18 protein-coding genes and 1 tRNA gene are annotated in these 23,935 nt (G+C 64.8%); 10 read left to right on the forward strand and 9 right to left on the reverse strand.

Annotated elements, in window-relative coordinates:
* The 7 genes from D9V34_RS02165 to D9V34_RS02195 form a co-directional block, all read right to left on the reverse strand.
* The coding region (locus D9V34_RS02165) for an SdrD B-like domain-containing protein (protein ID WP_183091807.1) at positions 1 to 4,799 on the reverse strand (4,799 nt) is incomplete at its 3' end.
* 318 nt (positions 4,800 to 5,117) lie between these two features.
* Positions 5,118 to 5,192 (reverse strand) — tRNA-Arg (locus D9V34_RS02170).
* A gap of 93 nt (positions 5,193 to 5,285) precedes the next feature.
* Entirely contained in the window at positions 5,286 to 6,062 is a 777-nt protein-coding gene (locus D9V34_RS02175) for a DUF4190 domain-containing protein (RefSeq protein ID WP_121687318.1), read from the reverse strand.
* Positions 6,063 to 6,191: 129 nt separating this feature from the next.
* Positions 6,192 to 8,732, reverse strand: coding sequence for a beta-glucosidase family protein (locus D9V34_RS02180; protein WP_121687319.1), 2,541 nt, complete (start codon positions 8,730 to 8,732; stop codon positions 6,192 to 6,194).
* A gap of 173 nt (positions 8,733 to 8,905) precedes the next feature.
* Entirely contained in the window at positions 8,906 to 9,409 is a 504-nt protein-coding gene (locus D9V34_RS02185) for an HNH endonuclease (RefSeq protein ID WP_121687320.1), read from the reverse strand.
* A gap of 311 nt (positions 9,410 to 9,720) precedes the next feature.
* A complete protein-coding gene (locus D9V34_RS02190) occupies positions 9,721 to 10,578 on the reverse strand; it encodes a C40 family peptidase (protein WP_121687321.1) in 858 nt (285 codons plus the stop codon).
* A gap of 308 nt (positions 10,579 to 10,886) precedes the next feature.
* On the reverse strand, positions 10,887 to 11,582 hold the full coding sequence (locus tag D9V34_RS02195; protein WP_121687322.1) for an iron-dependent transcriptional repressor DtxR: 696 nt from the start codon (positions 11,580 to 11,582) through the stop codon (positions 10,887 to 10,889).
* A gap of 171 nt (positions 11,583 to 11,753) precedes the next feature.
* Here D9V34_RS02195 and serC point away from each other — a divergent pair, with 171 nt between their 5' ends.
* From serC to D9V34_RS02220, 5 genes are all read left to right on the forward strand, one after another.
* Positions 11,754 to 12,866 carry a phosphoserine transaminase gene (gene serC / locus D9V34_RS02200; protein WP_121687323.1) on the forward strand — a complete coding sequence of 371 codons (1,113 nt, stop codon included), beginning with the start codon at positions 11,754 to 11,756 and terminating at the stop codon, positions 12,864 to 12,866.
* A 222-nt stretch (positions 12,867 to 13,088) separates the two neighbouring features.
* Positions 13,089 to 13,367 carry an SAV_915 family protein gene (locus tag D9V34_RS02205; protein ID WP_121687324.1) on the forward strand — a complete coding sequence of 93 codons (279 nt, stop codon included), beginning with the start codon at positions 13,089 to 13,091 and terminating at the stop codon, positions 13,365 to 13,367.
* The gene (locus tag D9V34_RS02210) at positions 13,367 to 13,660 is read left to right on the forward strand and encodes a hypothetical protein (protein ID WP_121687325.1); all 294 of its coding nucleotides are present in this window, start codon (positions 13,367 to 13,369) and stop codon (positions 13,658 to 13,660) included. The genes D9V34_RS02205 and D9V34_RS02210 overlap by 1 nt, the downstream gene beginning before the upstream one ends.
* On the forward strand, positions 13,657 to 14,808 hold the full coding sequence (locus tag D9V34_RS02215) for a hypothetical protein (RefSeq protein WP_121687326.1): 1,152 nt from the start codon (positions 13,657 to 13,659) through the stop codon (positions 14,806 to 14,808). Before D9V34_RS02210 ends, D9V34_RS02215 begins: the two co-directional genes overlap by 4 nt.
* Positions 14,809 to 14,909: 101 nt before the next feature.
* Complete coding sequence (locus D9V34_RS02220; RefSeq protein ID WP_147441594.1) at positions 14,910 to 15,650, forward strand: hypothetical protein; 741 nt, start codon at positions 14,910 to 14,912, stop codon at positions 15,648 to 15,650.
* Between the two features lie 107 nt (positions 15,651 to 15,757).
* Here the strand turns inward: D9V34_RS02220 and D9V34_RS02225 are convergent, their stop codons facing one another.
* Together D9V34_RS02225 and D9V34_RS02230 are read right to left on the reverse strand one after the other, a co-directional pair.
* Entirely contained in the window at positions 15,758 to 16,750 is a 993-nt protein-coding gene (locus tag D9V34_RS02225; protein WP_245991832.1) for a DUF3027 domain-containing protein, read from the reverse strand.
* A 57-nt stretch (positions 16,751 to 16,807) separates the two neighbouring features.
* The gene (locus tag D9V34_RS02230) at positions 16,808 to 17,191 is read right to left on the reverse strand and encodes a cold-shock protein (protein ID WP_121687328.1); all 384 of its coding nucleotides are present in this window, start codon (positions 17,189 to 17,191) and stop codon (positions 16,808 to 16,810) included.
* Positions 17,192 to 17,375: 184 nt separating this feature from the next.
* Between D9V34_RS02230 and D9V34_RS02235 the strand changes: the two genes are divergently transcribed.
* The 5 genes from D9V34_RS02235 to D9V34_RS02255 all read left to right on the forward strand — a co-directional run bounded on the left by D9V34_RS02235 (position 17,376) and on the right by D9V34_RS02255 (position 23,933).
* Positions 17,376 to 17,663, forward strand: coding sequence for a hypothetical protein (locus D9V34_RS02235; RefSeq protein WP_147441595.1), 288 nt, complete (start codon positions 17,376 to 17,378; stop codon positions 17,661 to 17,663).
* A gap of 8 nt (positions 17,664 to 17,671) precedes the next feature.
* Positions 17,672 to 19,390, forward strand: a complete 1,719-nt coding sequence (locus tag D9V34_RS02240; protein ID WP_121687330.1) for a helicase-associated domain-containing protein — start codon at positions 17,672 to 17,674, stop codon at positions 19,388 to 19,390.
* A gap of 106 nt (positions 19,391 to 19,496) precedes the next feature.
* A complete protein-coding gene (locus tag D9V34_RS02245; RefSeq protein ID WP_121687331.1) occupies positions 19,497 to 21,158 on the forward strand; it encodes a DNA repair helicase XPB in 1,662 nt (553 codons plus the stop codon).
* A 150-nt stretch (positions 21,159 to 21,308) separates the two neighbouring features.
* On the forward strand, positions 21,309 to 21,998 hold the full coding sequence (locus D9V34_RS02250) for a response regulator transcription factor (protein WP_030148243.1): 690 nt from the start codon (positions 21,309 to 21,311) through the stop codon (positions 21,996 to 21,998).
* A 12-nt stretch (positions 21,999 to 22,010) separates the two neighbouring features.
* Positions 22,011 to 23,933, forward strand: coding sequence for a sensor histidine kinase (locus D9V34_RS02255; RefSeq protein ID WP_121687332.1), 1,923 nt, complete (start codon positions 22,011 to 22,013; stop codon positions 23,931 to 23,933).
* Positions 23,934 to 23,935: the final 2 nt, after the last annotated feature.

Genomic DNA, 23,935 nt, shown 5'->3' on the forward strand with positions numbered 1-23,935 from the left:
GCGGCCTCCCAGCTGGAGGAGTCCTGGGCACGGTCATCACCGGCACCGGCGATCGTCGGCACAAAGTGCTTCAGCGCCGCCTGGGTTCCCTCGTCATCGCGTACAACCTTGACGGTGTAGGACTCTCCCGGCTGCAGAGCCGGCAGGTTGTCGAACGAGTAGTGTCCGTAGTCGTCGGTGATGGTCGGCTCGACGGCCTCGCCGAAGACGTTGGTCACGGCCTTGCCGTCCGGACCCACCAGTTCGAGCTTGACACCCTGAATTCCGGGCTCACCCTCGTCCTGGATGCCGTCGCGGTTCAGATCAAGCCAGACGAAGTCACCCACGGACACGCTCTTGCGCACGAAACCGAAGTCCAGCGAGAGGTCCTTGGCACCGTTGGTGACCAGGTCACCCGAGGTTGCGGTCCACTCGGAGGAGTCCAGCTCCCGGTCCTCACCGGCACCAACCAGGGTCGGCACGTAGGGGGCCAGAGCCTTCAGGGTGCCCTCATCGTCACGCACAATCTTGACGGTGTAGGACTGACCGGCCTCCAGAGCCGGCAGGTTCTCGAAGGAGTACTTGCCGTTCTCGTCGGTCACGGTCGGGACAACCACGTTGCCAAAGATGTCGGTTACCGCGGCACCGTTGGGTCCCACCAGTTCCAGCTTGACACCGGGGATACCGGGCTCGCCCTCGTCCTGGATGCCGTCACGGTTGGTGTCGGCCCAGACGAAGTCACCCACGGAAACGCTCTTGCGAACGAATCCGAAGTCGAGGGTCAGGTCCTTGTCGCCGTCGTTCACCAGGTCGCCGGAGGTGGCGGATCCGGTGGAGGAGTCCTGTGCCGGGTCAGTACCCGCGCCGGCCTTGGTCGGAACAAAGTCCTTCAGCGCGGCCACGGTCGAGGGGTCGTCGGCGACGATCGTCACCGTGTACGACTCGCCGGCGGGCAGCGAGGGCAGGTTGGCGAAGGTGTACTTACCCTCGGCGTTGGTGGTGACCGGTCCGACGGGGTTACCGAACACGTCGGTGACCGGGTTGCCCGTGGCGTCGGTCAGCTTCAGCACAACCCCGGCGATACCGGGCTCGTCGCCGTCCTGAATGCCGTCACGGTTGGTGTCGGCCCAGACGAAGTCACCCACGGATACGCTCTTGCGCACCACACCGGCATCCCAGGTCGGGTCGATACCCTGCGTGGCCGAGAGCTCGGCATCCGCGTAGCTCGTGGTGAGCGCGGTGTTGGCATCGTTCAGGGTGATCTGAGCGGTCCAGCCCTTCGGATCGGCATCCGAACCGGTGGCACCGGTGGTGCCCTCGGCGTTCTGCGTGGTGAAGGTGTAGATCGCGGCCTGCTCGTCGGTCAGGACAAAGCGCACCTTGTAGTCGCCCGCGGCCAGACCATCGAAGAGGTACTTGCCCGCCTCGTTGGTGGTGGTTTCAGCGATCTTCTTGCCGTCGACATCGGTCAGGATGACCGTGACACCGGCGAGGGCCGGCTCGGTGGCATCCTGCTTGCCGTCGCGGTTGGTGTCGATCCAGACGTAGTCACCGATCGCATAGGACTTGGTGACAAATCCGAAGTCGAGGGTGTCGTCACGCTCGCCACCGTTGACCAGGTCACGCGAGGTCGCGGTCCAGGTCGAGGAGTCCTTGGCACGGTCGGTCCCCTGCTCGGCCTTGGTCGGCACGAGGCCGTCCAGCGCCGCGATGGTGTCCGCATCGTCCTGAACGATCTTCACGGTGTAGTGCTGGCCCGCGGGCAGCGTCGGAAGGTTGTCGAAGGAGTACTTACCCTTGGCATCGGTGATCTGCGGTCCGACGGGGGTTCCGTAGACGTCGGTTACCGCGGCGTCGCCGGGTCCCACCACCACGAGCTTGACACCCGCGATGCCGGTTTCCGAACCGTCCTGGATGCCGTTGCGGTTGGTGTCCAGCCAGACGTAGTCACCCACGGAGACCATCGGTCCCGCCGAAACGTTAACCATCTTGGCCTCGCCCGGGGACTGAACGCCGTCCTCGTCGATGGTCAGGGCGACCGGCACGGAGGAGAGCAGGTAGCCCTTGGGGGCCTTGGTCTCCACGACGGTGTACTTGCCGGGCTCCTTGACGGTTACCGAGCGGTGCGGGTGGGTGTCATCGCCCTTGGTGACGAGCTTTCCATCCACCACGTAGACGTTCTTGACGACGACCTCGCCGGCCTCATTGCGCACCTCGAAGCGTGCGCTCTCGTCGGTGATGGATACGTCGGAGTCGACCGAGTCCACCTTGGAGACGTTCAGCGGGTAGGCGTTCGAGGGCACGATCGTGGCCGAGATGCGGCCGATCGAGTTGGTGATGCCGATGTCCGGAGTGAACTCCTTCACCTTGACCTTGAAGAACAGGTCCACGGCCTTGCCCCCGGGCAGTGCGCCCGCGGTAATCGCGATCGTGTTGGCGTCGGCGTCGTACTTCGTGTCGATGCTGGACCCGGGGATCCGGTAGGTGTCCGAGGATACCTTCTCGGTGGTACCGTTCTTGACCTGGTCGGGCTTGACGAAACCGAGGAACTCGAGCGACTTAGGCAGCACGTCCTTGACGTCCGACACCATTGCGTCGAACTTGCCGTGCGGGACCATGCGCACCCGGTAGATGAACGAGTCGTTCATCATCTTGCCGTCGGCGTCCATCTCGACGCGCAGCGACTTGGTGTACGAGTCGGTCTTGGGGTTGTAGAGCGTCTTGGTGAGCTCCAGCTCGTCACCAAACGAGGTGGCCGAGGAGGAGAAGCTCGAGTCGTAGACAAACTGGTTGGAGGCACCCACGTAGGCGGCCGAGTTATCCACGGCGACGGTGTCCTTGCCCACCAGGGCCTTGACCGGCAGGGTAACCCGCAGCGTGAACGCGCGGTTATCGGCGTTCGGTGCGGCCGCAAGCTTTGCCGATGCCACAAACTCCAGGTCGCCGTTGGGGGCGATGACCGCGGTCACCGAATCATCGGCGCGGGCACCCTCGCGGGTGACCTCGATGCTGCGCTGGATCGCGGGCAGGGTTTCGGGGGTCACGTCAAAGACGTTGTGGTCGATCTGGTCCACGATCTTCGACTTGCGGGCATCGCCGGCGTGACGCTTCACGGCGAACTCGTAGGTCAGAGCGATCGGCTGACCCGGCTGCACCTGGGCGTCACCGCTGAGGTTCTTCTTGGTGAAGGTGTCGGCGTCATCCAGCGGGAACTCGCGGTCCTTCTCGATCACAAACGCGTGCTCATGCGACTTAACGATCGACTTGGCATCGGCGTTGTTCGAGTAGGTGAACGACGCGCGGTTGGTCGGGCCAACGTAGAGTTCCTGGGCCGTGGGGATCCAGCCCGGCTTGTTGATGAGGTTAACCCCGTTACCCGCGAGGGTGAGGAGCTCGGCCTTGACCTTGATCTCCACGTTCAGGGTCGGGTTCATGCCCACGTTGATCAGCAGCTTGTTCCCCAGCACGGCGTACTGGTTCACAAAGGTGTCGGCGGCAAACGCGGTGGCGTTGCCCGTGAAGTTGGCGGCGGGGAGAATCTTGGTTCCGTTTGACGCGGTGATGAACGCGTTGTCCGAGTCCAACCAGCGCAGCTGCTCGGGCAGATCATCGGAGATCACGACGTTCTGGTTGAGCTTGTACTTGGTGTTCTCCAGCGACTTGAGCTGGTTCAGGTCCGCGCGCAGGGTGTAGGTCACCGGAACGGTGGGGTCCAGCTGGCGGGTGCCCTCCTTGAAGGTCACCGGGAAGTCGCGCGGAATATCCGACCACTTGTCGAAGGCACCGATGCCGCCGATGGTGGTCTTGATGTCGATGTTGGCGCTGGACTCATGCGTGGTACCCCCGGTCACCTTGGCGGTGTTCGGCAGCGAAACCTTAAGCTCCGCGTTTTCACTCACGTCGCGGGCATCGTACTGAGCCTGCAGGCTTGCGCGGATGCTCTCCAGCGCGGCGGCGTCCTTGATCTTCAGGTTGTAGGTCAGGGTCAGCTCGGAGTTTGCCGGGGCCTGCGTCGTGTACACAAACGAGGAGGCGGTGGGCTTCGTGGTGCTTCCCGACGGAGCCGCCTGCTCGGTACGGTTCATCCCCTTGGCGTCCCAGGTGACCAGCTTGGCTGTGGGGTTTCCCACCAGCACCAGGCTGTCCGAGAACGTGTCGGTGATGGTCAGCGGGGAGCGCGCATCCTTGCTGCGAACAACAACCGAATAGGGGATTTGCGCGTTCGCGAAATCGGGACTCAGGACAACCTGTCCCTCGGCGTTAATGCTGATACCCGGCCAAGAGAAGCTCCCGATGCTCTTCTTGGCTGAATTATCGATGTTGGTGAACTGGTCACCGGTCTTTTTCACAACCACCGTCGACGAGGTCGGCTTACCATCCACCAGCCAGGTGTCGGTGACCTCACGCGAGGTCAGTACCTCGGTGTACTGGAAGTTGATCTGGAAGGTTCCCTGGACCCGGTCCTCGGGGATCTTGTCCGCGAAGGTCACCAGCAGGTTGCCCTTGCCATCCAGCGTGTAGGACTTGATCGCAGTGTTTCCCGCGGGAACCACGAGTGCACTCTCGGGGATGATCACACCCTCGGGAAGCTTGACGGTCACGACCTGGCCATCCGCCATATCGCTGTAACCAAACGCCAGCGTATAGTCCTTCCCCGGCTCGAACACGGGGGTGCCGTTCTGGCTACCCGCGCTGCCGGTCTTGGGAAGGGTGATCTTCACAACCGGTTCACCGGCGGCAAATGCGGGCATGCTCACGCCGGTGACTACCAGCAGAACGGAGACGACACCGGCGATAATCGCGGCAATGCGTCGGGACATTTTGGGCGCGCTGGAACGCGCCCTCGTGTGCACGAGGGCATGACTCATATGGGGGTATGTACTTTCTTGGGGGGAGGTAAGCCCGGGGTATGTGTGCGTGATATTCGGGATCACGGCGCACGGACTCCCAGAGAGCCTAGGGTACTTTTACCCGCGATATACAAAACCCCCGTTAGCCTCGCAAAACCTCTCGGCCTCCCCGGGCGTGTCGTCCTTTTGGGGGACGCGCGATTATCCGGAGCGGAGCGGATTCTCCCCCTTTATCACCCGCGGAAAACAAAAAACCGGGCCAAAGCCCGGTTTCTCGGTGTTACATGTTGGTGCCCCTGGAGGGACTCGAACCCCCAACCTGCTCCTTAGGACGGAGTTGCTCTTCCATTGAGCTACAGAGGCTGGCACAGCGTCATCCCCGAAAACTGGATGACCGTGTCCATGTTAGCCCAGGACCGCGCTCGACGCGCAGAAGGAACCGGCTTGTGCCGGCGCTTAGGGCGTGGTGCAGTGCGCGGCGGCGAAGTCCGTAACCTCGGCCGCGGCGCTCTGAGCATCGTGCAGGTCCTGCGGATCAAACGGTGCGGCCCCCTCGAACCCCTCGGCGCTGTACCAGGATGCATCGATCAGGGTTTCCACCGATCCGATGATCGAGCTGGGGGCAGAATCCCAGAGCGACTCACCCGCGGTGGCAAGCTCAATCATGAACTCGGTTTCGGCGCGATACACGCCCCCGTCGCCCACATGCTCGGCATAGCCGTCGGCATCCAGGCTGTCCAGCGGCTCACGCAGCGGAACGAGATCCTGTGCACCGTCACAGAACTCCGCCGTCACCGTATCCGTACGGGGTGCTTGCTCCGGGATCGAATCGACGTCTACACCGTTGTTGATGAGGTACCCGCCAAAAGCAAAGAAGGACAGCATCAGCAGGATGCCAGACGCAAACGTGAGCACGCTGATCGCCGCCCCCACCCAGATCGATCCCACGGCAAGCCCGGAGGCGCGCCCGCGAGCGGCTCGCTCGCGCACGGTCTGCACGATGCCCAGCACCAATCCGATCGGAGCCAGCACAAAAGCCAGGATGAACGCGACGATGGTCAGCGCCTCGGGCGCGGGCCGGGAGGCTACTAGCGGTGCCGTGTGTTCGGGATACGCATACGCGTGGGTGGCTGGTCCCTGCGGCGGATATCCATACGGCGGCAGATTCGGCGGATACACACCCCCTGGCGGGGTCGGCGGGGTGCCCTCGGGGGTCGGCTCGGTGCCACTCATCGCGGGGCCTTTCACATCATGCGGTTGGTGATCCGGTCACACCGGTCCCCACTACAATAACGAACCCAATTGTGAGTTTGCATCCGGGTGAACCCCGATCCATCCCCCGTACACACCAGGACGGAGGATTTACCGTCCGCGCTCCGCCACATCCAGGCGTGTTTCCAACGGCGTCTGGTCCACATTGGAGCCCGCGACCAGGCGATAGGTGCCGCCCGGGCGGACCCAGCCGGCCTCGGCGACACTCCACACCTCGAAGGCGCGGGCAGGAATGCGCACGGTCACCGTGGCGCGATCCCCCGCGGCCACGGTGCCGGCGCCGAACCCGGCGAGCCAGCGTACTGGACGCTCACCCTCGGGGGTCTCAACCGGCGGTTCCAGATAGACCTGAACCACCTCACGGCCGGTGCGTGCACCGACGTTTTCAATCACCACGTCGACCTCCACCGAACCATCCGCGGCCGGGCGCGGAACACCCAGCTCGCGATAGCTCCAGTCGGTCCATCCGCGACCAAATCCAAACGGCAACGCCGGGGTCGCACCGGCACGCAGCCAGCCACGGTAACCCACGTGGACACCCTCGGCATAGTCGATCCGACCCTGTTCGTTGGGGATCGCATGCGGCACGGGCACGCTGGCCTCGTCCGCGGGCAGGGTCCACGGTAGGCGGCCCTGCGGTTCGGCCCGACCGGCCAGTACATCGGCGAGAGCTCCGCCGGCTTCCTGTCCAGGGAACCAGGCCCACAGGACCGTCTGGGCATCCTCCAGCCACGGCAACAGCACCGGCGCTCCGGCGTTCACCACAATGATCGTGTCCGGCGCAACCGCGAGCACGCGGCGCACCAGTTCATCCTGCCGACCGGGTAGGGACAGGGTCGTCCGATCCCAGCCCTCGGATTCGACCTCCTCATTGGTTCCCACAACCAGCACGGCGCGCTGCGCGGCGCGGGCGGCATCCACGGCGGTCGAAATCTCCAGGTCGGCATCCTCGCTGGGGGTGCGGTGGCGGAACTCGGCGCGCACAAACTCGCCATAGCCGCCGGCGTGCACAACCTTGAGTTCGGCCCGCAGGACCGCCACGCGCGGTTCGGTGACGTGACCCTTGGTGACGATGCTCGGCGGGTTGTTGACGCTGGAGTCCAGCACAACCTCGGCCCCGGCGGGGGTGGTGCTTTCGGCGATCAGTTCGCCGTCCACGATGATTCGGTAGGCACCCACGGTCCCCACTTCGAGACTGTGTGGGCCCGGCTCATCCAGCAGGATGCGCGTTTCCACCACGACGGTGTCGATGCGATCGTCGGTGACACGCTCCCAGCCCTCCCACTCGACCATCTCGCGGTGTCCGAGGACCTCGCCGGCGGCATCCAGCTGGGTGACCGTGACGATGCCGGCACCGGGCACGGTCGGGTTTCCGGACGCGTCAACAAAACCGGTGAGTCCGGCCAGGACCGGGATCGTGGGGGCATAGCGACGACTGTCGCCACCGCGGCTCAGGGTCACGTTGCTGTTCGGGAACGCCTCGGTCAGACCGTCGTGAATCTCCTGCACCCGGGCCGGGTGCACGGTAGAGCTGCCCCCACCCAGGACGTGGGTGCGCGCGGCATTCGGACCGATCAGGGCGATCGATTCCCCGTCCACCAGGGTGGGCAGTCCGGCGTCGGGCCGGCGCAGCACCACGGTACCGGCCGCCGCAAGTTCGCGGGCCATGCGGGCGTCATCCTCGACCTCATCCAGGCCCGCGGGCACGTCGGGTGCATCGAAGCCGGCCAGCTTACCCACGCGAGCAGCCATCAGCAGAATGCGGCGCACCTTGTCGTTGATGATCTCCTCGGACACCTCACCCGCGCGCACGGCAGCCAGCAGGTTTTCGGCCCAGGGACCACCGGGACCGGGCATCACGATGTCGAGCCCGCCTGTGGCGGATTCCACCGTGGTGTTGGTGGCCATCCAGTCACTGATCACGGTGCCATCAAACCCGAGTTCATCCTTGAGGACATCGCGCAGCAGGTGCGAGTGCTCGGTCATCGGGGCGGCCTCGGTCCCGTCATCCACGCCGTTATAGGCGGCCATGATGGACCAGACGCCAACCTCGCGTACCGCGTGCTCAAACGGGGCCAGGTAGACCTCGCGCAGCGTGCGCTCATCCACCTCGGAAACGTACTCGGTGCGCTTGGTCTCGGAATCATTGGCCACATAGTGCTTGAGGCATGCGGCCACGCCGCACTCCTGCAGACCCTGGACCACGGCGGATCCCACCTCGGCGGTGAGCAGCGGGTCCTCGGCGAAGCACTCGAAGTGACGGCCGCCCACCGGGGTGCGCTGGATGTTAACCTGCGGGGCAAGGACCACATCCACGCCGTGACGACGGGCCTCGCGAGCAAACAGATTTCCCACCGCACGGGCACGCTGGGGATCCCACAGGGCGCTCAGCGCGCTGGGCGAGGGCAGCAGGATCGAGGTCTCCCCCGGGGTTTCCCCGGTGCCACGCACACCCACGGGACCATCGGATACCACAACGGAATCAAGGCCGATCTCGGTGATCGGGGTCAGACGCCAGGAGGTCATGCCGGTGAGCAGTGTGATCCGCTGCTCAAGCGGGATCCGGGCGATCAGCTCGTCGAGGGTGGTTCCGTCCCGATGGGTCGGGAGAACCTGAGGTGTTGTGGGCATCGTTGCGTCGCCTTCCGTGCGTCTCTGCGCGTGTGCGTTGACTTAAGGTTACTGGCCTGTAAGTAACTTGGCAAGCATTTGGTATGTCGGCGCGTCTCGATGCAAAACTCGTGTGCCTCACACGCACTCACGGCCGGACCCCGTGCGGGGGTCCGGCCGTGAGTGCGCAGTCGCTAGGCGGCGAGGTGACTTTCCAGATACGGTTCCCAGGACGGGACGGCGCGATCGGCACCGCGCACGGTCCAGGAGGGTCCGCGAGGCGGCCGCGGGGCGGCGTTGAGACTCCAGCCCATTTCACGCGGAGTCCGATCGGCCTTGAGATTATTGCAGCGCATGCAGCAGGCCACCAGGTTCTCCCAACTGCCGGCACCGCCGCGGGAGCGGGGAATCACGTGATCGATGGTGTTTGCCGAGGCTCCGCAGTAGGCGCAGCGGAAGTCATCCCGGCGCAGCACACCACGCCGACTCACCGGCACCCGACGCACCCGAGGGAGACGCACATAGGTTCCTAAGACGATCACCAGGGGGCGGGCGTATTCCGCCTCCGAGGTCCAGACCGGGTGTTCGATATCAACCTCGAGCACCGTGGCCTTATTGTTCATGACCAGCACGAGTGCTCGTCTAAACGAGACGATCCCGAGCGGTTCGTATCCCGCGTTCAAAATGAGTGTGCGCATGAGTGGTTCTCCCTCGCGAATGGCCTGGACGGCTTCTAGGTAATTCGACAACAGCCCCGAGCAAGACATGGTTTCCCCGGAAAACAAAAATGGCGCTGTCATTACGACAGCGCCAAAACTCGGGGTGGCTACCCACCCCACTCCGGAAGGTAAACACACTCTCCTGCACACCAGGAACGTCCGTGGGTCGGACTCCGGGTATTCGGATCATGTGCTTCCGCTCCTTACAACGGGTAACGACCTCACCCTAATACAGAATTGGCGCAATTTCCGAAGAAATTGCGCCAATTCCGATGAACAAAGAAGGAAGCTTAGCCCGCGATCCGAACGATCGACCAGCTCTTTGCGTAGATCGGACCGATCCGCAGCGGCACACCCGGACGCGATGCGTGCAGGATCATGCCGTTACCGGCGTAGAAACCGATGTGTCCGGCGCTGACCACGAGGTCTCCGGGGACGGCGTCGGCGACGTTGATCTTGGTTCCCATGCGACCCTGAGTGTCCGCGTTGTGGGGAAGGCCGATACCAAACTTGGCGAAGACGTACTTCACAAAACCGGAGCAGTCAAAGCCGGCCGGGGTCGCACCGCCGAGGACGTAGGGAACGCCCTGGTACTTGAGCGCCTCGCTGAAGACAGCGGACAGGCTGTAGGACGGGGTCGGCGCGTTGGAGGACAGCAGCTGATCGGCCGAGGGGCCGGTGTATGCGGTCTGGTTGGCGGCAAAGGCTGCGCGGCTTGCGGCAGCATCTGCGGTGCGCTGAGCCTGATCGCGGGCGGCGGCGTTGGCTGCCAGCTCGGCGGAGCTGGTGGCGTCAAAGCCGTCGCGGGCCAGGTCGGCGGTCTCGGCCACGGCCGAGTCGACGGCGAAGCTCTGCGGGTTGCCAGCGGCGGTGTTCCCCGAGGAGGGGTCCTTCTGGCCGGGCAGACCTGCGGCGTATGCGGGGAGGGCAACGGTTCCAAACAGTGCCGGAACTGCCAGGGCCACGGCGAGCGTGGAACCCCAACGACGACGCGGAGCGGTCGGTACGTTGGTCTGGACGGTGCGGGTGAGCGTCGGCTCGGGAGCCTGAGCTTCACGTGCGAGTCGGGTCTCTCGACGGCTGAGCGTCTGCGAACGAGCCGCGGTCAATGAGTCTGCGTTCGACTCGTTGTTTCCTGCTTCAGTCAAAGTGACTTCCTCCGGCGCCTCCCGACGGCGACCGTGCCAGGCACGATTTCACCGTTCGTCTACTTCAAGAATACTTGGAGTCTCGATCATGAGGAGACGAACGGGAGAGCGCCTCATGATGGGTCCTGCGGTCTGGGTTTAACCATCGGACTCAACCGACAGTACGCGAGATTAGAGCGGTTGTCATCTTCCAGAGGGATATTTCTAACAAATTGGTAACGTCCAACAGTCTTTTTATGATTTCCCTACAACGCAAAACCCCCGCCACATTTCGTGGCGGGGGCGTTGGATCGCCGGAATAGCGCGGGTTAGAGCGCCTCGGCGTAAATGTGTGCGGCCACCTCGGTGGGAAGTTCCAATCCGTCACCAAAACCTTCAACTCGTACCAGAACGTAGGAGCCTGCGGAGGTGAAGGTTCCGGTCTGTCCGGGCATCACACCGGCCTGCTTGAGCTGCAGCAGCAACTCCGGCTCAAACTGCACCGGCTCGCTCAGGCGGCGAATGCGCGCGCTGACCGGGGTGGTGGTGTCGGCCACGAGCTGGACCAGGCTGGAGACACCCTCGGTGAAGGACACAGCCTCGGGGCCACCCAGGTCAGCAAGACCGGGGATCGGGTTGCCGTAGGGCGACTCGGTGGGGTGGTCCAGGACCTCAAGCAGCTTGCGCTCCACCTGCTCGCTCATCACGTGCTCCCAGCGACAGGCCTCATCGTGCACGAGTTCCCACTCGAGTCCAATGACGTCGCTGAGCAGACGCTCGGCCAGGCGGTGCTTGCGCATGACCTGGACGGCCTTGCGACGGCCCTCGGTGGTCAGCTCCAGGTGACGATCGCCCGAGACAACCACGAGTCCATCGCGCTCCATCCGGCCAACCGTCTGCGAAACCGTCGGCCCGGAGTGCCCGAGTCGCTCGGAAATACGCGCGCGAAGCGGCACGATGTTCTCTTCTTCGAGATCGAGGATGGTTCGCAGATACATTTCAGTGGTGTCAATGAGATCGGTCATTGGGTCTCCCTACTAGCCCTCGGGGGTCGCACTTAGCTTAGCCGTTCCTTGCTGGGAACATACCGGAGCGCCTCGCCGTGCAACGGTTGTTCCGTGCACTTCTAACCATATCTGTGACGAACGACAACAACATCGCTGACGCACCCCCTTTCTCCGCTCTAGAATCTGGTTATGCCTGAGATTACGATCCCCTCCAACCTCCTGCCCGCCGACGGCCGCTTTGGTTGCGGCCCGTCCAAGATCCGCCCCGAGCAGAGCGCCGCCCTGCTGGCTGCCGGATCCGAACTGCTCGGTACCAGCCACCGGCAGGCACCGGTCAAGAACCTCGTGGGCCGCGTCCGCGATGGTCTGGCCTCGCTCTTCTCGCTGCCCGAGGGTTACGAGATCATCCTCGGCAACGGTGGATCGACCGCATTCTGGGATGCCGCCTCGTTCGGCCTGATCGAGAACCGCGCCCAGCTGCTGAGCTTCGGTGAGTTTGGCTCGAAGTTCGCCGCCGCGGCCGCCGCCCCCTGGCTGCAGACCCCGGATGTGCGCACCGCACCGGGCGGGTCGCGCAGCGACTTTGAGGCCGTGGAGGGCGTGGACGTTTACGCCTGGCCGCACAACGAGACCTCGACCGGTGTTTCGGCCCCGGTCACCCGCGTGCACGGCGACGCCGGCGCGCTCACGGTGATCGACGCCACCAGCGCCGCCGGTGGTATCAACTTCGACACCGCTCAGGCCGACGTCTACTACTTCGCCCCGCAGAAGAACTTCGCCTCCGACGGTGGCCTGTGGTTCGCCGTGGTCTCCCCCGCCGCGATCGAGCGCATCGAGCGCATCGCCGCATCGGGCCGTTACATCCCCGAGTTCCTCTCGCTGGCCAACGCCGTCACCAACTCGCGCCTGAACCAGACGCTGAACACCCCGGCGCTCAGCACCCTGGTGCTGATGGACAGCCAGGTGCAGTGGATGAACGCCAACGGCGGACTCGCCTGGGCCGACGCCCGCACCCAGGAGTCCTCGGGACACCTGTACGAGTGGGCCGAGAAGAACTCCTTCACCACCCCGTTCGTGGCAAACCCCGAGCACCGCTCGCAGGTCGTGGCCACCATCGACTTCGATGACAGCATCGATGCCGCCGCCGTGGCCAAGGTACTGCGCGCCAACGGCATCGTGGACACCGAGCCCTACCGCAAGCTCGGCCGCAACCAGCTGCGCGTGGCGACCTTCACCGCGATCGACCCCGACGATGTGCGCGCATTGACCGCAAGCATCGACTACGTGGTGGGTGCCCTCTAAGCGGATCTGCTCTTCTCACGGCCTCCGCATCCTCCGGGATGCGGAGGCCGTTGTGGTGTACGGGCCATCACGCTCGAGCTTGCGAATCATGTCCCACGTGTCCGCGATCATGAGCGAGCGATGAGACGCGAGATTCCGCGGCTAGGAGGCGTTTCACGAAGCCGTCTAGGGCTATGGGTCACCGGGACCTGTTAGCGTCCCTGCCAAGTAAAGGAGGCAGCGATGAACGAGCAGGGCGTGATCATTCCCCCGGTGTTATACCTCCCCGTGCACCGGGCAACAGAGACCACCGAGGAACCACGGGTGATCGTGGGCACCACACGCTCCGGCAAGCGCGCACTGTTTGCGTTCACCGCGCTGGATCGGCTGGTACAACACTGCGGTGCGCGGGCCTCATGGATCGTGTTGCCCACCGACGCGCTCGCGCTGTTGCAGAAGGAATCGGGATTCAGCGTGCTGATTCTGGATCAGCCGGTGCCGGGGATCACGGGAGCACCCTGATGCTCATTTCCGCCGATCCCGAACGCTTCGTCCAGATCCAAGGCGATCTCGATGCGGCCGCCGATGCCTTGGATCGCGCCGGCCGAGCGGTTCCCGGGGGCATATCCGCCGGGCAGATCACGGCGGAAGCGGTACTGATCGCCGCGGCAGCCGCCGATGCCGCGAACTACCTGATCCTGATTCTGTATGGGCTCTCGGCTGCGTCCGGCGAGGTGCTCGTCGCGATGGAGCGTGCCGAGGACAGGCATCGGGTGGAGATTGGTCGACTGGCACGGGAGATGAACCGGCTATGAACCGGATCGATCTGGACATCCCCGGGGAACCCACCTCGATACGCACCCTGGCTGCCTGGTTCACCCAGACACTCAGCGCCGGACTGCGCGCGGCAAGCGATGCCCTCCGCGGCACCCGATCCTCCTCGGCTCAGGGGTTCGAGGGCGAGGCCGGTGACGCGTTCCGCACCAAGCTCGGCGACGCATTGAGCGCCCTCTGGCCGGTCGAGGACTACGTCAATCTGGCAGGCAAAACCCTGAACGACTATGCCGAGCTCCTCGAACTCGGACACACCCGCTCGACCCACCTCGCAGAAGACGCCCACACCGCCGACCTGGTTGTGACCGGCGGCCGTTACATCCAAGCACCGGTAAGCCCGCTCCCGGTGGACTGTTTCGCCACCCCGCCCCCACCGCCCCCACAGGAAAAGGTGGTCGCTGCCAAGACCTACTGGAAACAGGCCGCGGAATACGCCCGTATCAGCACCGCGATGCGGCAGTGGTGGAGCGAACACGATCAGTGGGTTCAGGACAACATCCCTCCACTGCTAGACGGAGAGGAAAGATTATCGGTCCTGGCACAGGTCTGGGACACGCTCCGCGCGGCCAACGTGGACCTGTTTGCCTCGGCGGGGTTCGAGGCCGGAACCCAGACTCGTAATACCGCATTGGACGGACTACGCGCGTCGTTGAAACGAGTCGCCGAGGAGGCCGTGACCGCCAACCCACAGGGCCTGGCCCGGTTTATCGAGGCCGACCGGATCGACTCGGTCACAGCGGGCCTGAACGCGCAGATCGAGGAGGGGGTAAAGATTGGCCGCTATCTGCGTTTTGGCGGGGCCACCATCACCGTGGTCACCTCGACCCTGGACCTGGCCACCGGCACTCCCGCGGACGTGGTGGGGGTGGGACTGCTGGGCGGAGCCGCAGGCGCAGCTGTGGCTGGCGCTGGTGTAGAAGTGTTGGGCCTCGGCCCACTCGCCGGAGTTCCCGTCGTGGTGGTGAGCTCGGCGGTCCTAGCGAACTACCTTCAAGACGAGTATCAGAAGGTGGTTCCTGAGACCACACGAGAAACGATCGATCATGAACTACCCTACGCATACTGGAACTCCAGCACTGTTGCCGGCAGCGGAATCGCGCTGCCAAGGATCGTATTTCCACGCTCATGAGATACCGACGCCTTGAGCTGAGCGCTCTTCCTCCCCGTTTCATTCCCATACGGATTGATAGGCGAGACCCTAAGCTGATCGTCGTCCTCGTAATCGTCGGGGTGCTCTTTGGGCTGAGCCTAATCAGTGCACTGACCGAGCAGAATCCACACCGCTTCTGGTTCAACATCTACGTCATGCTTTTTGCGGGGATCCTGGCCTGGTACAGCGAAACTGTTGCGCACCGTCCACATCGACACACTGCGCGGTTTTCGACAAAAACCGGGCACCTGCGTTTTGCCCCACGACAAGACCGATTCTGGGCACCCTATGCCTACACGCTGGTGACGGCAGTCGGATGGCCAGTCATGGAGATACTCAGCGAGCAGAGGGGGTATTGGTTGTGGCGCATTCGGGTCTTTTTTATGGTATTTCTGGGTGTCGCCTTCCTCGTAGAGACGCTTCGCCGTCAGTTCCGTGCCCCCGGCCTCACCTTGACGCCGCACGGAATATACGGAGTGCGCGGCGGCGAACGGGTCAACATTGCATGGAGCGCCCTCTACCGAGTAGACGCCGCAGTGGTTCCCAAACGCCCAAAAAGAGAGCATCGAAACCTTCCTCATGCCAAGGCCGGTATCTGGCTCTACCTCACCGAGTTTGGGCATGATCAGGTTGCTGTGAATACGCAGCTCACCGCAACCGACGTCAATGTCCTGTATTGGACGGTTCGGTATTTTTGGGAGCACCCGGACGAACGCGAACTGCTGCGCGATCCCGCCGCCGCGCTGCGGCGAGTGGAGGATTTCTATGGTGGGCACCCGCGGGCGGTGGGGGACACGATGCCCGAGTCGTCCGAGCTGTAGATCCCGGTGCTGGTACCCAAACCACCGAAATCCCCCGGGGCGATGCCCGCGGGGGATTCCGGTTGGGTGGTCAGCACAATCTGAGTGCGCCGCGATGGGATGTGGGGCTAGCGGAAGGACGCGGGACCCTCGTCGTCCTCATCCTCAACCAGGTCACCGTAGATATCCTCGTCGCCGGTGGCGTGACGCGCACGGCGATTGCGGCTGCGACCGCCAGTGCGCCCCGCGGAGGCTCGGGGCTCGGAGTCATCCGAGTCGTCGGCGTCGAAGTTCTGGTCGGAGAACTCATCCTCGTCGTCATCGTCGTCGTCATCCGACTCGTGTTCGTCCTGCACCTGGTCGACGTCCACGCCGTCGATGTCGCCGCCGTGGACGCGACGGCCGTGCTCGTCGAACTCGTCGTCGTCATCATCATCGTCGTGATCATCGTCATCGTCGTGGTCGTCTTCCTCGCCGGACTCCGCACGCAGCTGGGCAAGCTCGGCCTCGGCCGCCGCGGCGGCGGCCTGGCTCGCACGATACTCGGCCAGACGCTCGGACCACGGCACCCACTCGGGCGAGAGCAGGGCACCGTCGGCGGGGATCAGGGACACCTCAAGGACGTTGGGCTCGGCGCTCTCGTCCACGCGAGCAATCGTGACGTTCCAGAGCCATCCCGGGTAGCCCGGAAGGCGGTTCTCGAACAGCATCGACAGGACTCGCTCGCCCTCGACCCGGTGACCGATGTGACGTCCCACCTGAGCCTCGGGGATGACCTCCAGCAGCGCAGCCCGCGACACATCCACGGCTACCGCCAAGACCGGATCGGCTTCGAACACCACCGGGGTCTCCTCTGCGCCGTCCTCCTCCGAATCTTCCGCGCTCTCCGAAACCTCGGAGGGTGCCGCGTTCGCGACGGCGGGCACGGCCCCATCGGCGACATCCTGCGCCGCCGGTGCCTCGGGCTCGGTTGACGCCTCGGTGGCGCGCACCGAGTTCAGGGTCTGCGCCAGTTCGACATCCGCCAACCGGGCGTCTGCCCGCTGCGCGGGCACAGTGTCCGTCGTACCGTCGGTGTGCACGTTAGCGTCGTGCTCGAGGTTGTCGGTTTCTGAAGTCACTGGGTGTTCCTTGCTCTTGGGTGCCGCTCGCTGGCGGAAAATTGGGGTCGCTCGTGCCTAGGCGTCGAGCTCGTCGGCCACCCGGCGCAGCGCCTGGGCGACCAGCTTGGCCTGTGAGCCCTCGGGATAGCGGCCCTTGCGCAGGTTGGAACCCACGCCGTCCAGAACCTTCACCACGTCCTCGATGATGATCGCCATATCGTCGGCGTTCTTTCGCTTCATCCGCGCCAGGCTCGGCGGAGCCTCGAGCAGCCGGACCGAGAGCGCCTGCGCTCCACGTTTTCCCGCCGCAATTCCAAACTCCAGCCGGCTGCCGGGCTTGACCGAGCTCACGCCCTCGGGCAGCGCCGAAGCGTGCAGGAACACCTCCTGGCCATCATCGCTGGCGATGAAGCCGAAACCCTTGTCATCGTCGTAGAACTTGACCTTGCCGGTGGGCATGGGAAAACCTCGCTGAGTTGCGCGGATCGCCACGGGCGATCCACTGTGTCTGGGTGGGCATCGCTGGACGCCGCCGTGAACGGGTTGTTCACGGCCCCAGCTTACCCGTGATCCCAGTGGTTTTCTGGAATTGGCGGGACCGTGACGTTCGCCTCGGCACCCCGGTGCGGGTTATCCTTGGGGAGTGACGATCGAAGAGCCCCGCAGCGTGTCCCGTACCGAGCGCGTCCTTGCCTACCTCCTACTGGTGTTTGTGGCGGCGGCGATCATCTCGTTTTTCGCCATCATCATCGGTTCCTCCAATGGAATGACCCCCGAATCTTTTGATACTCCGCTCTGGCGCGTCATCGCGTTTGTGCCGTGGGTGGGTCTGCCGGCGGCGTTCATCATCGTCTTTGTGCTGATCTTTATCGGCAGTCGAGGCCGCGCGGCCGCAAATGAGAAGGCAGTACGCTCCGAAAACGGGAGCTGACCCCCATCGTGCAACCTCGCGTCGCCGACCTCCGAGTTCTCGCGGGAGCGCTCTCCGCGCGCACCGAAACCGACCTAGATGTCCTCCTTCGACTGCGTCGCGTTTCCCCCTCCGCGAAGCTCACCGACTTTTTTGACCTCGCCGAGCTGCTCCTGGCCGAGGATTCGCTGCGCGCGGCGCTCTCCCCGCTGGATCGGGAACGCATCAACGCGCTGGCCACCGCGAGTGCACAGACGCTGTCCGCGGCGCTGACCATCGAGCTGTCCGAGCGAGCACTCCTGGCCGTACCCGACAACACCCCCGTCTTTTTGGAAACCGTGACCCGGCTCGCCCGCGAGATCAGCACCGAGGCGGCGGTGCTGCCCGACTCAGATCCGGCCGAGGATCCCGCTCCCGCCCCCGCCGGACGTCTTGCCCGCGGCGAGCGCGCCCTCAGCGAGCTGGTCATTGGACTGGGCGATACCCCGGCTCGGGAGCTGCTGCGTGGCGGCCTTGCCCAACCCGAGCTGCGACGCCTCGGCACCGAATTGGGCCTCGACCCCGAGCTCATTCCCGCGCTGATGTCCCTCGCCGCCGATGCTCAGCTGGTCACGCTCACCCGCGACGGCTGGGTCCCGACGGAAGCCGGTGAATCCTGGCTCGGGCTCGATACCCCCAGCCGGTGGCGTGTTCTGGCCGAGGCCTGGGCCGCCGGTTTCCCCGCGGGCATCGCCTCACTCGCGCGCATCAATGCGCCGTTTGCCACGCTCCTCGAGGCAGGATTCCCCGCGGCTACCGACCCGCTGCGCGCCACCTTCGCGCAGCGGCTCACCAGTGGCGAGATCCTCGGGGTTCTCTCACACGGACGGCTCACAATCCCCGGTGCCCGCATCCTGGTGTCTCCCGACACGCTGGCCGAGGTCCTCACCGACGCGTTCCCCGCCCCGATCACCGGCGTCTACCTCCAGCACGATCTCAGCATCATCATCCCCGGAACCCTGGCACCACACCTGGAGCGCACGCTGCGTGGATTCGCCGACCTGGAAAACCGGGCCGAAGCTTCGACCTACCGCCTGAGCGACGCCAGCATCATCCGCGGGTTAAGCGCCGGAATCACGGCCGAAGAAATCTCGACCTTCCTCGAACAGATCTCACTCACCGGGATTCCTCAGCCCGTGCGCTACCTCATTACCCGAGGCGGCGAGCGGTTTGGTTCGCTGATTCTCCGGCCGGAATCGGGCCAGAGCGCTCTCACGGTGACCGAGTCGCCCCTGCTCGATCAGATGCTCGTGGATCGCAACCTCGCCGCCCTCGCACTGCACCGGGATTCGGCCGTCACGGCGCACTCCCGGTTCGACCCGGATGTGGTGTTTTGGGCGCTGACCGATGCCCGCTATCCGGTGGTGGCGCACACCGTGGATGGTGCCGTACGACGGCCCAGGCGCCGTGTGGCACCCGTCGCGATCGTCGCCGAAACCGACTACCGTCCGCTGATCGATGTCCTCACCTCCGCCGCCCGGGATACCCCCACCGAAACCGATGCCGCCTGGCTGACTCGACGCCTGGCTACCGCCCTGCGCGCCCGTGAAACCCTGAACATCACCGTTCATATGCCCGGACACGGCGACTTCACCTTCCTGCTGGAACCCACCGGAATCTCCGGCGGACGCCTCCGCGGGCTGGATAAAGCCGCCGATACCGAGCGCACCTTCCCGATCGCCAACATCACCACGGTCTCCGAGGTCTAGTCCCAACCTTGGTGCGGGCTTCCCGATGTTCGCGGGGAGCGAGAACCACACCCGTTTGCCATGTCCGCCTCCCCAGACTCGGGAAAGGCGGGTAGACTTGGCGGTTATGTCAGACGGCCCCCTCATCGTTCAAAGCGACCGCACGGTACTCCTCGAAGTCGCCCACCCCCAGGCCGAAGATGCGCGCCACGAGCTCGCGGTCTTTGCCGAACTCGAACGTGCCCCCGAACACATCCACACCTATCGAATCACCCGACTAGGACTCTGGAACGCTCGCGCCGCCGGGCACACCGGTGAGGACATGATCGCGACCCTGGAACGCTATTCCAAGTTCGCCATTCCGCCGAGCGTCACCATGGACATCGCCGAGACGGTCTCCCGCTACGGCCGCCTGGTCATCGACCGCAACGAGGAGGGGGAGCTGATCCTGCGCTCCGACGATGCGGCGGTGCTGCGCGAGGTCTCCCATGCCAAGCGCATCCAGCCCCTCCTGGTGGGACACCCGGAAGCCGGGGTCTACCTGGTAGAGCCGTGGGCGCGCGGTCAGCTGAAGCAGGACCTGGTTAAGCTCGGCTGGCCCGCCGAAGACCTCGCCGGCTACACCCCCGGTACCCCACACCAGATCGATCTGGCCACCGACGGCTGGGAGCTGCGCGGCTACCAGCAGAAGGCGATCGACAACTTCTTTGATGGCGGCTCGGGCGTGGTGGTGCTGCCCTGTGGTGCCGGCAAGACCCTGGTGGGTGCCGGCGCGATGGCCACCGCCAAAACCAACACCCTGATCCTGGTCACCAACACGGTCTCCGCGCGCCAGTGGCGCGACGAGCTGCTGCGCCGTACCAGCCTCACCCCCGAGGAGATCGGTGAGTACTCCGGCGCGACCAAGGAGATCAAGCCGGTCACCATCGCGACCTATCAGATCCTCACCGCCCGCCGAAAGGGCGAGTACGCGCACCTGGCTCTGCTGGATGCGCTGGACTGGGGCCTCGTGGTCTATGACGAGGTGCACCTGCTGCCCGCGCCGGTGTTCAAGCTGACCGCCGAGCTGCAGGCCCGCCGCCGCCTGGGCCTCACCGCAACCCTGGTGCGCGAGGACGGCCGCGAGGGCGACGTCTTCAGCCTGATCGGTCCCAAGCGTTTCGACGCCCCCTGGAAGGAGATCGAGGCCCAGGGCTTCATCTCCCCCGCCGCGTGCTTCGAGGTACGCGTCGACCTGCCCTATGAGGACCGGATGGCCTACGCCGCCGCCGCGGACGAGGAGCGCTACCGTCTGGCGGCCACCGCCGAGGCCAAGCTGCCAATTGTGAACCGCATCCTCAAGAAGCACAAGGGTGAGCGGATCCTGATCATCGGCCAGTACCTCGACCAGATCGATCACATCGCCACCTCGCTCGGGGTTCCCCAGCTCACCGGCTCGACCCCGGTGGATGAGCGTGAGCGCCTGTTCCAGGAGTTCCGCGACGGTGTTTCGGACGTCCTGGTGGTTTCCAAGGTCGCCAACTTCTCGGTGGATCTGCCCGAGGCTTCGGTCGCGATTCAGGTGTCCGGCGCGTTTGGATCCCGGCAGGAGGAGGCCCAGCGCCTGGGCCGTCTGCTGCGTCCGAAGTCGGTCAAGAAGACCGCCCATTTCTATACGCTGGTGGCCCGGGACACCCTGGACCAGGACTTCGCGCTGAACCGTCAGCGCTTCCTCGCCGAGCAGGGCTACTCGTATACGATCCTGGACTCGGATTCCCCCGAGCTCAGCGACGTCCCCGCCTGGGTGTAGCCTCACCTGTGTCACGTGCCCTCGCCGTTTCTTCGGCGGGGGCACGCCTGTGTGTGCGAAGCCCCTGGTGCGGCCGAATCCCGGGTGGGAATCCCCAGACATCCCGACAACGTTCAGACTTCTTTCAGGAACTGTGCAGATACTGGGCACATGACCGGACCCAGAATTCTTATCGTTGATGACGAACCCAACATTCGCGACCTGCTGACCACCAGCCTGCGTTTTGCAGGCTTCGCGGTCCGCGCCGTAGGAAACGGTGCTCAGGCTATCTCCGCCGTCCTGGAGGAGGAGCCCGACCTGATGATCCTCGACGTCATGCTCCCGGATATGAACGGCTTCGGCGTAACCAAGCGCCTCCGCGCCGCCGGGTACACCGCCCCCATCCTCTTCCTCACCGCAAAGGATGACACCGAGGACAAGATCACCGGGCTCACCGTGGGCGGCGACGACTACGTCACCAAGCCCTTCAGCCTCGACGAGATCGTCGCTCGAATCAAGGCGATCCTCCGCCGCACCATGCAGGCCGACGAGGATGCGATCATCCGCACCGGCGAGCTCACCATGGATCAGGACACCCACGAGGTCCTCGTCGGCGACACCCCGATCGAGCTGAGCCCCACCGAATTCAAGCTGCTGCGCTACCTCATGCTGAACCCCAACCGGGTTCTCAGCAAGGCACAGATTCTGGACCACGTTTGGGAGTACGATTTTAACGGCGACGCCGGCATCGTGGAGAGCTACATCTCCTACCTGCGGCGCAAGCTCGACCAGTACTCTGCGGAGCCCCTGATCCAGACCAAGCGCGGTTTTGGATACATGCTCAAGACTTCGAAGGTGTAACAGCTCATCTCCATGCACGATTCCCTCAGCGAGTGGTGGCACTCGATCTCGCTGCGTACCAAGATCACCGGGGTCACCGTTCTGGTGCTGGCCTTCGGCATTCTCGTTGCGGGAATCGGAACCATGGCGATGCTGCGTCCGGCACTGCAGGGGCAGGTGGATGAGCGGCTCAAGGCCGCGGCCGAGTCGATGGCCACGTTTGGCAAGATCGACCAGTCATCCACCTCCTCCGGCGGCCTGTCGACCACCGCGAACGACTACTACTTCGCGTTCTACTGGCCCGATGATGGCAAACTCGTGCAGACCAACTGGAGCGATAAGTCGCCCAGCGTGGTGCCCAAGATTCCCAACAACATTCACCTCCAGGATGCACTCTCGCGCGGCCGTGCGCCCTTCGCACTAGACAGCGCCAACGGGTCCACCCACTTCCGCGCCGTCCTGATCCCCGTCTGGTACAAGGACGGCCCCGAGGAGCAGGGTGTGATGCTCGTGGCCACGAGCACCCGCGAGGCCGAGAACATCATCGCGACCTACCTCACCATCTTCTTTGGGCTGGGCCTTGCGGTGATCCTGTTTGGGGCCGCGCTGACCCGCCTGCTGGTGACCTCCACCTTCACCCCGCTGCGTGAGGTGGAACACACGGCCGCAGCCATTGCCGGGGGCGATTTCAGCCAACGATTGGCGGTCACCACCCCCAATACCGAGGTGGGCAGGCTCAGCCGCTCCCTCAATACGATGCTGGATCGCATCGACCAAGCCTTCTCCGACCGCGCCAAAACCATCGGCCAGATGCGCCGCTTTGTGGGCGATGCGAGCCATGAGCTGCGCACCCCGCTGGTCACCGTGCGCGGATATGCCGAGCTGTATCGGATGGGCGCGCTGCAATCCTCGGAGGACGTCAGCCAGGCGATGGAGCGCATCGAAAAGGAGGCCATCCGCATGGGTGGCCTGGTGGAGGACCTGCTGGAACTCGCCCGCCTGGACGAAACCAAGCCGCTCAACCTCGGCCGCCTGGATCTCTCGGCGCTGGCCCGCGACGCGGTGATGGACGCTCGTGCGGCCGATCAGGGACGCACGGTGACCCTCGTGGTCGACGAGTATGTCCCGGTGAGCCCCGTCCCGCTTCCCGCCGAGGCATATCCGGTGGCCACGCCGCCGCGGCCCGCACTCCCCGCGGGCGCGTCACCTCGACCCAACACGGCAAATACTTCCCCAACCGGCGAGATTCTGCCGGGTGGCGAACCCTCACTCACCCGTCCGCCGCTGGATGAGACTGCGATCCCCCAGGTAGACCCCACCCGGGTCATCGACCTGCCGGCGACCGAGGTTCCCACCACCACGGGCAGGGTGCGGACCGGTACCGGTCCGCTCTCCCGGGTGCGCGGCGACGGCTCGGGTCCGTTCACCTCCCCCACCTCCCTGGTGTCCCGACTGCGTGCACGTCGTCCGCGCCGGAACACCGGACCGGTCGCCACCGAGGTGCCCGAATCACCGGTTCCCGCACCGTCCTCGGTTCCCACCCTGGAGACCCCGGCGATCGTGCTGGCCGAGGAGAACAAGATCCGCCAGGTGGTCACCAACCTGATGGGCAACGCGCTGCGTTTTACCGACACCTCCTCGCCGATCGAGATCGGTGTCTCGGCCAACCCGGAAACCCGACGCGCATCGATCGCGATCATCGATCACGGTGATGGAATCCCCGAACAGCTGCGGGAGAAAATCTTCCAGCGCTTCTGGCGTGCCGACACCTCGCGCACCCGCGAGACCGGCGGTAGCGGCCTCGGGCTGGCGATCGTCGCCTCGATCATCGGCGCGCACCACGGCACGGTCACCGTCTCGGAGACCCCCGGCGGCGGCGCGACCTTCCGCGTCGAACTGCCGCTGCTGACCGAGGCACCGCCCGCGCCGCAGGAGCCCGTGGCCCCGACCGAGTAGGT

The sequence above is a fragment of the Mycetocola lacteus genome, from assembly GCF_003667575.1.
In the GTDB taxonomy this organism is placed as follows: Bacteria; Actinomycetota; Actinomycetes; order Actinomycetales; family Microbacteriaceae; genus Mycetocola; species Mycetocola lacteus.

What these genes read in the sequence shown, in the direction of transcription:
- D9V34_RS02175 (WP_121687318.1), bottom strand. Translation starts at nt 6,062, where the DNA reads ATGAGTGGCACCGAGCCGACCCCCGAGGGCACCCCGCCGACCCCGCCA.
- D9V34_RS02180 (WP_121687319.1), bottom strand. Translation starts at nt 8,732, where the DNA reads ATGCCCACAACACCTCAGGTTCTCCCGACCCATCGGGACGGAACCACC.
- D9V34_RS02185 (WP_121687320.1), bottom strand. Translation starts at nt 9,409, where the DNA reads ATGCGCACACTCATTTTGAACGCGGGATACGAACCGCTCGGGATCGTC.
- D9V34_RS02195 (WP_121687322.1), bottom strand. Translation starts at nt 11,582, where the DNA reads ATGACCGATCTCATTGACACCACTGAAATGTATCTGCGAACCATCCTC.
- serC (WP_121687323.1), top strand. Translation starts at nt 11,754, where the DNA reads ATGCCTGAGATTACGATCCCCTCCAACCTCCTGCCCGCCGACGGCCGC.
- D9V34_RS02205 (WP_121687324.1), top strand. Translation starts at nt 13,089, where the DNA reads ATGAACGAGCAGGGCGTGATCATTCCCCCGGTGTTATACCTCCCCGTG.
- D9V34_RS02210 (WP_121687325.1), top strand. Translation starts at nt 13,367, where the DNA reads ATGCTCATTTCCGCCGATCCCGAACGCTTCGTCCAGATCCAAGGCGAT.
- D9V34_RS02215 (WP_121687326.1), top strand. Translation starts at nt 13,657, where the DNA reads ATGAACCGGATCGATCTGGACATCCCCGGGGAACCCACCTCGATACGC.
- D9V34_RS02230 (WP_121687328.1), bottom strand. Translation starts at nt 17,191, where the DNA reads ATGCCCACCGGCAAGGTCAAGTTCTACGACGATGACAAGGGTTTCGGC.
- D9V34_RS02245 (WP_121687331.1), top strand. Translation starts at nt 19,497, where the DNA reads ATGTCAGACGGCCCCCTCATCGTTCAAAGCGACCGCACGGTACTCCTC.
- D9V34_RS02250 (WP_030148243.1), top strand. Translation starts at nt 21,309, where the DNA reads ATGACCGGACCCAGAATTCTTATCGTTGATGACGAACCCAACATTCGC.
- D9V34_RS02255 (WP_121687332.1), top strand. Translation starts at nt 22,011, where the DNA reads ATGCACGATTCCCTCAGCGAGTGGTGGCACTCGATCTCGCTGCGTACC.